Source organism: Pseudomonas idahonensis, from assembly GCF_037903935.1.
Classification (GTDB): Bacteria; Pseudomonadota; Gammaproteobacteria; order Pseudomonadales; family Pseudomonadaceae; genus Aquipseudomonas; species Aquipseudomonas danubii.
Window position 1 is genome coordinate 6,082,287 of sequence record NZ_CP149586.1, and the last position, 12,777, is coordinate 6,095,063.

The following is a 12,777-nucleotide window of genomic DNA, read 5'->3' on the forward strand; positions in this document are numbered from 1 at the left end:
GCAGCCCATGAGCGTCTTGAACTTTCCACGGATCTACCTCAACGGTTTCATGTTCTGGAACCCGCCAACCTTCAACAACAACGATGTGCTGCCGCTGTATGACGCGGTGAAGATGCAGATGAACTGGCCTTTCCTGAACCGGTACGGGATCAACGACAAGAATGCCCCGCAAACGCTGATGCCTTGGGGCATCACGCCGCTGGCCTACAAGAACGTCCCGGACTATGTGCTGCAGGTGCCCACCAACGGCGATCCCAACAACTACCCGATGATTCCCGCCGAGTGGGATCTGTTCGGCGACAACGCCTGCGGCACCGTCAATTACCAAAAGGCCCGCTCGGTGATCATTGGCGGGGAATCCAAGGTCGACAGCTACATCGACAGCGATCCGCTGATCAACAAGCCCTACCAACTGCTGGGCAACTCGTTCGGTAACCCGAGCCCGACTGCGGCACGTTTTGTCGACGTCAGCCCCTGGCAGAACACCTTCACCGCCCTGTACTTCGACAGGATAACGCTGGGCGATGCCACCTGCGGTGTAACCCTGAAACAAGGCTGCCGCATGCTCAACCGCTTCCTTGATTTCAAGTGGGCGCCGATCGGCGGCCTGGTTTATGTGACCTGCACCTGGCAGACCTGCTTTACCAAGGATCAGGTGGACTGGGTCGTCGGCGGTTCGCCATTGCTGCAGAGCCTGAAAAATGAAATGGAGCAGAACAAGGACGCCCAGGGCCTGATGCTCAGGTTCACCACTTACCTGACCGTTTACGACAAGAATGGTCTGTTCAATGACTTCAAGGTGGTCAACAGCCACTCGCAGGCGCCCTGGGACATATCCAGGCTGCAGATGCTGTACCAAATGGGCCTGGACAACCCGACCGAAACCTTTTTCAACCCGGCCCACAGCCGCACAGCCGGCATATTGGGCCTGTGGCTGAAAAATGAGTTCCCTACCGCGCCGGCAGGCCCGCGCCTGGTGCCCAATGATTCGGTACCGTTCTATAAAGTGACACCGGGAGACACGGTGATCGGCGCGCCAGACGATCCGAGAACCGTGATCAATCTGGGGGTAACCAGCGCCCAACTGCATGACAACATCTTGTCCCTGGACCTGGGCAACACCTTCCCGATCTACCCGGCCATCCATGACGGAGCAGTCGACCCCGATCCGGACCGGCTGAACACCGGCCTTCCGGTCGCCGCCAAATTCAACGTCGGCGCGTATGAACTGGGTGTCTTGCAGGGAAGCGACTCGAAAACCTTCAAGGCATTGACCAGTTTTGGCTTCGAGCAGTATCAGCAAACGGCATTCGATAAGCGCTCCGGTCTGCTGGACCTGCCCCTGGACGCCAGCGCCCAAACCTTGCTGCAACAGGGCAACCTGGCGCTGCGGCTGAAAGGTAGCGAAACCATCGCCGCCACTCAGCAGACGTGGACCGCGGAAGTCATCGAGAGCGGCAGCTTCATCGACGTCGGTGACAGCCGGACGCTGAACATCATGGTGCAAAACAACGGCAAGCCCGCAGCGGCCGGCACCACCTTGTGGGTCGCCGAGTACAACAACGCCTTTATGCTGACCACCAGCAACTACTACCTGGCGTTCAGCAACCCGGCGGATTTCGTGCTGATCACTGACTATCCCGATGCACGTGCCAAGAACGAGCCGGGAATGCCCCAGTTCATCGGCGGTTCGCAGCATCCGAGCCTGTTAATGGAGGGCAGTGGCAGACGCCTGAGTGCCATGACCGTCAGGGGTTCCGCGTGCAATGAGTCGGTCAGCAACGCCATCACCTATCAGGAGTTCCTGAAAACCCCGGCTGCGGTCGATCTGAGGCCCTGCCTGAGGTTCGAGAACCCGCAAGCGATGAGCGGGAAACTGGATAATAACGCCGGCATGGGCGCCACCGTGAACTACAGCCTGACCCGCATCCAGACCAATGCCGACGGCATTGCCCAGTTGACGGTGCATGCCGTGGCGCCGGGCTTCCCCACTGTGCGGTTTTTCATCCAGGACGATCCGACGGGCATTCCGTTCAGCTTCTCCTACACCGAAGCCTTCACCGACTTCCTTTCGCCGCTGCGGGTGCTGCCGCAAGAACCGCAGATGCTCAAGGACTTCATCGACTGCTGGAACCGGGTGTACCAGTTCGACGACGCCAATGTGCGGATCTGGAAGGAGTTCATCTTTCCGCAGATCCTCCAGCCCTTCTATTACCTCTACCCGATCATGAACAAGTACATGCCGCTCAACTCCCTGCAACGTATCGAGGGCGCGATCGAGCAGTTCATCAAACTGATCAGCAAGGAGTACCAGGAGGCCAGCACCCTGGCCATGCCCATCACCCGGGACCTGCCGCAGAGCCGGCGCCAGGTGCTGGAGATCTGGGCCAAGGACCTGGTGAGCACCGGCTACCCGCCGACCCCGCTGAACCTCGACGACTATCAGCAAGGCTGAGCCGCAACGGCCATGCACTGGAACACCGGGCGACCTGGGTCGCCCGGCTTTGCAAAGGAGAGTCAGATGAACGCCAGTTTCTTCAAGCGCCTGCTGTTGGCCGCCACCCTGCTGTGCGCCAGCCAGACACTGTGGGCCCAGAAATACCCCGACAACGTCTACTTCAACATGGGCGTGCACAACACCAAGGGCTGCAATGCCCTGAACAACAACTGCGTGATCAAGCGCAAGGCCGGCGAGCCGACCGATCCGCTCTATCCGGCAACCTGGGTCAGTGACTGGACCATGTACCGGGTCACCGCCAACTACGAGAAGAACCCGCCGCCCTACAGCAGCCCGCCCAGCACCCTGCAACCTGCCGACTACACCGTGTCCCAGGGCAGCAGCTATTACGACAACGACTATGTTCCGGCCGACGGCGACGGCTCCGGGGCGATGATGGAGCACTACGAGAAATACTGCCTGCCGATCTTCCCGATCAAGGACAACAACTACACCTGCTCTTTCGTCTCCCTGGGTAACAAGGCCTACTTCCTCACCTACCCCGAGGACCGGCCCAAGGACATGCCAGCCTGCTGCCTGTTCTCGCCCATGAACCATCCGCCACGCCGGGACTTCATCAAGCACCTGCCCTACAGCGCCGCCCGCAGCCAGCATCTGGACGGCAGCGTGCAGGCCTACGCCTTGGAGCTCAAACCCGGCAAAGGCAGCCCCCCCATCCTCTTCGGCTATGCCTTCTACAAGCAGGCCACCAGCGACGGGCCGGGCCAACCGGCCTATCAACATCCGCAGTCGTTCTATTTCTCCGGTGATGCCAGCGTCGCCAACGCGCCAATCGTCAGCCAGAACTACCGCAACTGGAGCAATGCAAAGCCGGACCCGGCCAAGACCTGGGACCAGGTGGCGAAGATGTGCCCGGCCAACCCGCCTGACTGCCAGCTCTTCACGCCACCGCCATCGCTGAAGAACGGTGCACGGCCACAGTGGAACCAACTTTCACCCACCCCGCAGTGACAGGAGCAGCCTCATGAACCGTTGGAGCCGTTTCACCGCCCTGTTGTTGCTTGGCCTGGGCAGCCAGCAAGCCAGCGCCCTGCAACCCAGCGCAGCGGGGGCGCAAACCAGTTGCCCACCCACAGCCACGGTGCCTGCCGCTGGCGCCTCGCAGCAGGCTTTCGATCAATACAGCTGGCAGATGTTCATCAACCTGAGTTGGCCCGCCCAGGCGGGACAGCGCGGAGTGGCCGATTGCAGCAAGCCCCTGGGCAGCCCAGGCGATACCGTGTGGCAGACCTACAAGAGCGTCAGCGAGACCTTCCTCCCCGGGGCCAAGAATCCGGGCCCCTGGAACTCGCAACTGCCCCGCAGAAACCTCAGCCTGATCAACATTGCCGCGGTCAAGAACACTCAGGTGGTGCAAGCGGACAACCAGGCGGTGGGCGGCTGGCTGATTGATCAGCGCGGCAACCCGACCTACTACGACATCGCCGCCAACGAGGTCTCCTACAACTACATCGTCGCTAACGACTTCTACAACGCGGTGGTCGTCGATGCCGCGAAGAACATCGGCTTTCCCAACAACGCCGGCGAGATCAAGAGCAGCTGGCGCATCCTCACCAGCGCCGACGACAGCAGCCGCTATCTGACGATGAAGGCATTGGTCACCCAGTTCGACAGTCAGGGACAGCCCAATGGCACCACCGAGGCCAACTTGGGATTGGTGGGGCTGCACATCATCAGCAAGGTGGAGGGGTTCCCGCAGTGGATCTGGTCGACCTTCGAGCAGGTCGACAACGTGCCTCCCAAAACCAAGCTGGGGGGCCGTTGGGTGGACCAACCGGCCTCGGGGATTTTCTACTCCTACTTCAACGCCAAGGCGCCCGCCGAAAGCCTCAACCAGTCCCCGTGCCTGTGGCAGCAACAGGCGGGAAAGATGGTCTGTACGCCCAAACCCGGTAGCAGCTTCAGCACCCCTGACCCGCTGAACCGGGTCACCCCGATCACGGACGTCACCCAGCAGATCAATACCCAGTACCAGAGCGATCCGCAGGTACAGCAGAGCGTGTTCAAGTACTACCAGTTGATCACCACCCAACGCCCACAGTCGCCGGACAACCCCGGCAATCCGTTGGGGCAGCCAACGCCGTCACTTTCGGCCAACGTCACCATGGAAAGTTACATCCAGCCCAACAGCAGCTGCATGAACTGCCACTCCATGGCGGCACCGCTCAACAGCCAGTACAAGAGCGACTTCTCCTTCCTGTTCAGATTCGCCCAAGCCCCGGTCAGCAGCGTCACCAAGGATAAGGAATAGAACATGAGCATATTGAATGGACCCCGACTGAACTTCTGGGGCGGTATCTCCACCGACGTCAGCGTGCCGAACAACTCACCGACCTTGCCCAACGGCATCACCACGTCCCTTGAGCTGTTCGACCTGACCACCTCGACCGTGGCGGACCAGGCCAAGACCTACAGCGATGAGCACCTGTACCAACTGATCAACGCCCCGGACCCGAGAATCGGCCCCAACAGCCGGTACACGGCCGGCGGCTGGAACCACTATGGCGAACACGTGGTGACGCTGCACAACGCGTTGATCAGCTCCCAAGGCACTCCGGGCAACATTGCGCTGGAAGGGGATATGGTCGGCCAGCCGGTCTACCTGCTCGGCTCCGTTACACCCGGCACCGGACAAGGGCCCTACTCCGGCCCGATGATGGTCGACCTGGACCCCACAGCCAGCACCACAACCCAGATCTTTGTCGGAGGCCTGCAGATCGGCAACGGCAACACGCCTGAGCTACTGATTCGCTGGGATACCGTGTGCAGCAGTTTCGACCTCAACACCCGGGTGCTGGAGCCGGCAACCATGGACTCGCCGGGCTCCTTCCATGCCAGCGGCACCTTTCAACTGACCTTTCCGCTGAGCAGCATCGTCAGCTACAACAAGGAAAGTGCCGGACTCAGGGCCCTGATCGAAGCGCCCAACGCGACTGGGATCGTGCTGCGTTTCGTGATGTTCGAAATGTGTCCGACCCTGACCACCGAGCAACTGAATGCCGACTACGCCGCCAACCAGTTCAGCCCAAACCCGAGTATCGGCCGAGTCATCGGCACCCTGGCCACGGCGTTTACCGATGAGCCGCAAATCTGTCCGCCGGGCCGGCAAATCATCAATGCCGACAAAGACCTGAACATCAACAGCGTTGCCTATGCCGAGGTTGCCAACGGGCAACTGAGCATCGACATGGTCAACCTGATCCCCAAGCAGACGTTCAGGGCTGTACGCGACGACATCACCAGCCCCATCGGCCCCAACGCCGACTACGGGACCGTCACCATCGCGGCCGGAACGACGCCCCTGGCGAGCTTTGAGCCCAGCGACCCGCTGCTGCAGGACTACTACCGGTACGGCGGCATCATCGACGTGCCGCTCAACTCGACCCAGACACAGTTGGTGCAGAGCACGCCCTTGTGCATCAGTGCCCCCGGGACCACCCGCAACCCGGCGCTGTCGGCTCCCGAATGCCCGTATCGGGTCTACAGCGATCAGCGCAACACCTACCTGGACCCCAACAGCAGCGGCGTGCAGATCACCTTGCAAGTCCGTTACCTGGGAGCACCGGTACAGGAAGATACGCCAATCAGCATCGACGCCTCGGCGACCGCCGTCTATCAAGCCAATCGCTACTGGAACTTCCTGGAGCTACCGAACTCGGTAACGGTGCCGGCCGGTCAACCTTCGGTGAGCTTCAACGTCGTCCCCGTCGCCGGTTCCAATACCCAGGCCGGTTTCACCACACTGACCTACACCATCGCCAACAACCTTCTGACCCAGAGCTTCAGCAACTTCCGCAAGTACGCCTGGAGCGACTTCGGCATTCCAACCGGCAGCATCGTCACCTGGGAGCAGGCGTTTCAAAACGTGCTGCGCTTTCATTACCTGGCCTTCCCTGCCATGTCGCGCTACATCCAGCTCAATCAACCCGACGCGGTGATGGGTTACAAACAGGCGATCCTGGCCCGGATATCCCCCGAGTACCAGAACACCACCTTGTACATGTCCGTGGTGCGTTCGATGTCGCCGAGCCAACGCTCCCTGCTGACCGCCTATCTCAACGGCACGCCCTGGCAACCTTGAACAAGGAGAAGACCATGCCCGTTGCTCTACACATTCCCGCCCAGCCGGAACGGATGCTGTGCCCAAGCAGCATCATCGCCGAAGGCCTCTTCAACCCACGCGGCGTCTGCGTGGAAAACGATGGCAGCTTGCTGCTGGTGGAAGCTGGCTCAGGCCTCCCGCACCAAGCGTTCAGCGGTCGCATCAGTCGCCTGCGACCAGATCCTCACGCCCCCGGCACCTACCTGCCACCCGAGGTTCTGGCCAAGGGTTTTCGCTCGATGAACATGCAGTCGCGGATGCTGCGCGATGAAATCATGGGGCTGTCGGACATTGCCTTCGGTGCCGGGCGCTACCTGGCCAGCCAGACCGATTACGTCGCCGGTTCCAAGCTTCTGGACCTGCAATACAGCCCGCCCGAGCCGCTGTTCCACAGCCACGGCAACCTCAACTCATTGTGCTATCACCCCACGCGCCAGAGCTGGATGGCGGTCAAGCCCGATACCAACCAGTTGGTGGAGTTCACTCAGGGTGAGGAGCAGATCCTGGCCCAACTGCCCGACCTGGATCAGGGCCAGGAAGCCGTACCCGTGACCCTGGTGCATGAGCCACAGACCGACGCGGTGCTGATCAGCCTGTTCTCTGGCGAGCTGCACCGTGACCCGGCGCGAAAGGGCATCGACTTCGCCGACAAGGCGGGCCAGGTAATCCGGGTCTGGCCCGAGAGTGGCAGGATCGAGGTACTGATTCGCGGGCTGCAACTGCCCACCGGGCTGGCGCTGGACCCGCAGGAGCGGATTCTGGTGCTGGAACTGTGCGACCGGCTGTTGCAGCCCCTGCAGCCCGACTGGTCCGGCGAGACCTTGCACGGCGGCTTTGCCCGCTTCAGTGGACGGCTGCTGCGCTGCGACCTGCAGCAACGCAGTGTGCAGGTGCTCGCCAACGAACTGGATACACCGTCCAATCTGTGCTGCGTCGAGGGAGCGGTGCTGGTGAGCGAAGGCATGGGCCTCAGTGGACGGCCGATTCCCACACCGGATCATCAGGTGGTTGCCCTGAGCGGTCGATTGCGCCGAGTGCAACTTTGAGCCCAATTCCAGCGCCTGAAAGGAAACAATCCGGCATAAAAAAGGGGCCCTGTACGGGGCCCCTTTCTCATCGATACTGAATGCTCGAGGGAGCAATCAGAACGGAATATCGTCATCGAAGCTGTCGAAATCCGGTGCCGGCTGCGGAGCGGCCTGCTGTGGCGCTGGACGCGACTCACGCTGTGGCTGCGGAGCAGGACGGGACTGCTGAGGACGCGGTGCCGAGTTGGACATGCCGCCCTGGCCTTGCTGGTCGCCCTGTGGACGGCCACCCAGCAGCTGCATGGTGCCTTGCATGTCGACAATGATCTCGGTGGTGTAGCGCTTGATGCCGTCTTTTTCCCACTCGCGAGTCTGCAGTTTGCCCTCGATGTAGACCTGGGAACCCTTGCGCAGGTACTCACCGGCAATCTCCGCGACCTTGCCGAACATCGAAACACGGTGCCACTCGGTGCGCTCGACCTTCTGACCGGTCTGCTTGTCGGTCCACTGTTCGCTGGTGGCCAGACTCAGGTTGGTCACGGCGTTACCGTTAGGCAGATAGCGAACTTCGGGATCCTGGCCGCAAGTACCGACCAATATGACTTTGTTAACCCCACGGGCCATAACGTTCTCCTAGGCTTCGCGCGGCGACGGCGCTGAGTTGACCAACTGCTCGAGCGTCGCGCGATCCAATAATTCGGTGTCCAATTTGATGTAAATGGCAGCCTCTTCGGCCACCACCACGGCATCTGTTACTCCAGCGACGGCTTTCAGGCGCTCAACCAGACCAGCTTCGCGGATCGCTTCGGGCGATAACGGCAAGCGCAGGCTCGTCACATATGGAGGCTCGCGCATGGTAACAGCAAAGCCCAACCAGAGTGCAGCCAGACCTGCGCATCCAAGGAACACAACCGACAAACCGCCATGCTGGAACAACCAGCCGCCGAGGATGCCACCCAGTGCCGAACCGAGGAACTGGCTGGTGGAATACACCCCCATCGCCGTGCCCTTGCCGCCTGCCGGCGAGACTTTGCTGATCAGCGACGGCAACGACGCCTCCAGCAGGTTGAATGCGGTGAAGAACACCACGGTGCCGATCACCAGCGCCCGCAAACTGTCGCCGAACTCCCAGAAGAATAGCTCGGTGAGCAGCAGCGTAATGACCGCGCCGAGCAGAACTCGTTTCATCTTGCGTTTTTTCTCGCCGTAGATGATGAACGGGATCATGGCGAAGAAGGAAATCAGCAGCGCGGTGAGGTAGACCCACCAGTGCTGTTCCTTGGGCAGGCCGGCCTTTTCCACCAGTGCCAGGGGCAAGGCGACGAAGCTCGACATCAGCATGGCGTGCAACACGAAGATACCAAGATCCAGGCGCAGCAGATCGGGATGCTTGAGGGTCGGGATCAGCGCTTGGCGCGCCACGCCGGACTCGCGGTGCTGCAACGGGCCGGTGGAGCGCGGGACCATGAAAGCAACGATCAGGATGCCCACCAGGGCCATGGCACCCGTGGCCAGGAACAGCCCCGACAGACCAAAGCTGCGGGTCAGCAGCGGACCAACCACCATGGCCACGGCAAAGGACAGGCCGATGGTCATGCCGATCATGGCCATGGCCTTGGTCCGGTGCTGCTCGCGGGTCAGGTCCGAAAGCAGCGCCATCACTGCGGCGGAAATCGCCCCGGCACCTTGCAGGATTCGTCCGGCGATCACACCCCAGATCGAATCGGCATTGGCCGCCAGCACGCTGCCCAGGGCGAACACGATCAACCCCAGGTAAATCACTGGGCGACGACCGATACGGTCGGAAATGATGCCGAAGGGAATCTGGAAAACCGCCTGGGTCAGACCATAGGCGCCAATCGCCAAGCCGATCAGAGTCGGGGTCGCTCCTGCGAGATCCATTCCATAGGTCGCCAGGACCGGCAGTACCATAAACATGCCAAGCATACGGAAGGCGAACACCAGGGCCAGACCGCTCGCTGCGCGGGTCTCGCTGCCACTCATGCGTTCGCTGTGGGGATCGTGCATGGATAAACCTCATGTGAACCGGCGGCGATTCTACCAGTCCGATCGATTGAGGGGGTATATGGCGACGCTTTGCCGCGCAGCCCCAACAGCGAGCAAAAAAGCACCGCATGATAGTGTGCATCCATCCAGTATTTGGTTTTATACTCCTGCCTTTACGCCCGCCGATCGAGGCCACTTTTGGACAAGATTCTGATTCGTGGGGCCCGCACCCACAACCTGAAGAACATCGACCTGACTCTGCCGCGGGACAAGTTGATCGTCATCACCGGGCTGTCTGGGTCCGGCAAGTCGTCCCTGGCTTTCGACACGCTTTATGCCGAAGGCCAGCGCCGCTATGTCGAATCGCTGTCGGCTTACGCCCGACAGTTCCTGTCGATGATGGAAAAGCCCGATGTCGACACCATCGAAGGGCTGTCGCCGGCGATATCCATCGAACAGAAATCCACCTCTCACAACCCGCGCTCCACCGTCGGCACCATTACCGAAATCTACGATTACCTGCGCCTGCTCTATGCTCGCGTGGGCACCCCGCGCTGCCCGGACCACGACATTCCGCTGGAAGCCCAGACCGTCAGCCAGATGGTCGACCTGGTGCTGGCGCAGCCCGAAGGCAGCAAGCTGATGCTGCTGGCCCCGGTCATTCGTGAGCGCAAGGGCGAACACCTCTCGGTCTTTGAAGAGCTGCGAGCCCAGGGCTTCGTGCGGGCCCGGGTCAACGGCAAGCTGTTTGAACTGGACGAGCTGCCGAAGCTGGATAAACAGAAGAAGCATTCCATCGATGTGGTGGTCGACCGCTTCAAGGTGCGTGGCGATCTGCAGCAACGTCTAGCAGAGTCCTTTGAAACCGCGCTGAAACTGGCGGACGGGATTGCCCTGGTAGCGCCGATGGACGACGAGCCGGGGGAAGAGATGATCTTCTCCGCGCGTTTCGCCTGCCCGATTTGCGGTCATGCCATCAGCGAACTGGAACCCAAGCTGTTCTCCTTCAACAACCCCGCCGGCGCTTGTCCTACCTGCGACGGTCTGGGGGTCAAGCAGTTCTTCGACATCAAGCGCCTGGTCAATGGCGAACTGACCTTGGCCGAAGGGGCGATTCGCGGCTGGGACCGACGCAACGTCTATTACTTCCAGATGCTCGGTTCACTGGCCTCTCATTACGGCTTCAGCCTGGAAGTACCGTTCAACCAACTGCCGGCGGATCAGCAGAAGGTCATCCTGCACGGCAGTGGCACCCAGAACGTCGACTTCAAGTACCTCAACGACCGGGGCGACATCGTCAAGCGCTCCCACCCCTTCGAAGGCATAGTGCCGAACCTGGAGCGGCGCTACCGGGAGACCGAATCGGCCACCGTACGTGAAGAGCTGGCCAAGTTCCTCAGCACCCAGCCCTGTCCGGATTGCCGTGGCACACGCCTGCGTCGCGAGGCTCGCCACGTCTGGGTCGGCGAGAAGACCCTGCCGGCGGTCACCAGCCTGCCCATCGGCGATGCCACGAACTACTTCGGTACGCTGAAACTCACCGGACGCCGTGGTGAGATTGCCGACAAGATCCTCAAGGAGATCCGCGAGCGCCTGCAGTTCTTGGTGAACGTCGGGCTCGACTACCTCACCCTGGATCGCAGCGCCGATACCCTGTCCGGCGGCGAAGCTCAGCGTATTCGCCTGGCCAGCCAGATCGGTGCCGGCCTGGTGGGGGTCATGTACATCCTCGACGAACCATCCATTGGCCTGCACCAGCGGGACAATGATCGGCTGCTGGGGACCCTGAAACACCTGCGGGATATTGGCAACACCGTAATCGTGGTTGAACACGACGAAGACGCCATCCGCCTGGCCGACTATGTGGTGGATATCGGCCCGGGCGCCGGTGTGCACGGTGGACGCATCGTCGCCGAAGGCACGGCTGCTGAAGTCATGGCGCACCCGGACTCGTTGACCGGCAAGTACTTGTCGGGGCGGGTGAAGATCGTGGTGCCGGCCAAACGTACGCCGCGCAACAAGAAGCTGTCCCTGACACTCAAGGGCGCTCGCGGCAACAACCTGCGCAATGTCGACCTTGAAATCCCCATCGGCCTGCTGACCTGCGTGACCGGGGTTTCCGGCTCGGGCAAATCGACGCTGATCAACAACACCCTGTTCCCCTTGAGCGCTACGGCGTTGAACGGTGCCACGACCCTGGAGGCGGCGCCTCACGACAGCATCAATGGTCTGCAGCACCTGGATAAGGTCGTGGATATCGATCAGAGCCCGATCGGTCGTACTCCGCGCTCCAACCCAGCCACTTACACCGGGCTGTTCACGCCGATCCGCGAGTTGTTCGCTGGGGTTCCTGAGTCCCGTTCCCGAGGCTACGGGCCTGGACGTTTCTCCTTCAACGTCAAGGGTGGACGCTGTGAAGCCTGCCAGGGCGATGGCTTGATCAAGGTCGAGATGCACTTCCTGCCGGACATCTACGTGCCCTGCGATGTGTGCAAGAGCAAGCGCTACAACCGCGAAACGCTGGAGATCAAGTACAAGGGCAAGAGCATCCACGAGGTGCTGGAAATGACCATCGAGGAGGCCCGCGAGTTCTTCGCTCCCGTCCCGGCCCTGGCGCGTAAGCTGCAGACCCTGATGGATGTGGGCCTGTCCTACATCAAGCTCGGCCAGTCGGCTACCACGCTGTCTGGCGGCGAGGCACAACGGGTCAAGCTGTCACGCGAGCTGTCCAAACGTGACACTGGCAAGACCCTGTATATCCTCGATGAACCGACCACTGGGTTGCACTTCGCGGATATCCAGCAATTGCTGGACGTCCTGCACCGCCTGCGTGATCACGGCAACACCGTGGTAGTGATCGAGCACAACCTGGATGTGATCAAAACTGCCGACTGGCTGGTGGACCTGGGGCCGGAAGGCGGCTCCAAAGGCGGCCAGATCATCGCCGTCGGCACCCCGGAACAGGTAGCGGAAATGCCGCAGTCCCACACCGGGCACTACCTCAAGCCGCTGCTAACCCGCGATCGAGCCTGAGCCCCATGAAAAAGCCCCTGTCATCTCACGGTGACAGGGGCTTTTTTACATCTCAGGATTGACGCATCTACCGTAGGAGCGAGCTTGCT

8 protein-coding genes are annotated in these 12,777 nt (G+C 61.2%); 6 read left to right on the forward strand and 2 right to left on the reverse strand.

Annotation, left to right across the window (positions count from 1 at the left end):
* The first annotated feature begins 7 nt into the window (after positions 1-7).
* The 5 genes from WIN67_RS27500 (at position 8) to WIN67_RS27520 (ending at position 7,666) form a co-directional block, all read left to right on the forward strand.
* Positions 8-2,455 carry a hypothetical protein gene (locus WIN67_RS27500; protein ID WP_339070312.1) on the forward strand — a complete coding sequence of 816 codons (2,448 nt, stop codon included), beginning with the start codon at positions 8-10 and terminating at the stop codon, positions 2,453-2,455.
* A 66-nt stretch (positions 2,456-2,521) separates the two neighbouring features.
* Entirely contained in the window at positions 2,522-3,469 is a 948-nt protein-coding gene (locus WIN67_RS27505; RefSeq protein WP_110596278.1) for a hypothetical protein, read from the forward strand.
* Between the two features lie 13 nt (positions 3,470-3,482).
* Positions 3,483-4,769, forward strand: a complete 1,287-nt coding sequence (locus WIN67_RS27510; RefSeq protein ID WP_306400029.1) for a hypothetical protein — start codon at positions 3,483-3,485, stop codon at positions 4,767-4,769.
* Positions 4,770-4,772: 3 nt separating this feature from the next.
* On the forward strand, positions 4,773-6,599 hold the full coding sequence (locus WIN67_RS27515) for a hypothetical protein (RefSeq protein ID WP_339070313.1): 1,827 nt from the start codon (positions 4,773-4,775) through the stop codon (positions 6,597-6,599).
* Positions 6,600-6,613: 14 nt separating this feature from the next.
* Positions 6,614-7,666, forward strand: a complete 1,053-nt coding sequence (locus WIN67_RS27520) for a hypothetical protein (RefSeq protein WP_339070314.1) — start codon at positions 6,614-6,616, stop codon at positions 7,664-7,666.
* Positions 7,667-7,762: 96 nt separating this feature from the next.
* On the opposite strand, the gene WIN67_RS27525 is transcribed toward WIN67_RS27520, so the two are convergent.
* The gene (locus WIN67_RS27525) at positions 7,763-8,272 is read right to left on the reverse strand and encodes a single-stranded DNA-binding protein (RefSeq protein WP_011063767.1); all 510 of its coding nucleotides are present in this window, start codon (positions 8,270-8,272) and stop codon (positions 7,763-7,765) included.
* A gap of 9 nt (positions 8,273-8,281) precedes the next feature.
* On the reverse strand, positions 8,282-9,676 hold the full coding sequence (locus WIN67_RS27530; protein ID WP_110596282.1) for an MFS transporter: 1,395 nt from the start codon (positions 9,674-9,676) through the stop codon (positions 8,282-8,284).
* A 177-nt stretch (positions 9,677-9,853) separates the two neighbouring features.
* Between WIN67_RS27530 and uvrA the strand changes: the two genes are divergently transcribed.
* Entirely contained in the window at positions 9,854-12,688 is a 2,835-nt protein-coding gene (gene uvrA / locus WIN67_RS27535; protein ID WP_102882401.1) for an excinuclease ABC subunit UvrA, read from the forward strand.
* The last annotated feature ends 89 nt before the right edge of the window (positions 12,689-12,777 follow it).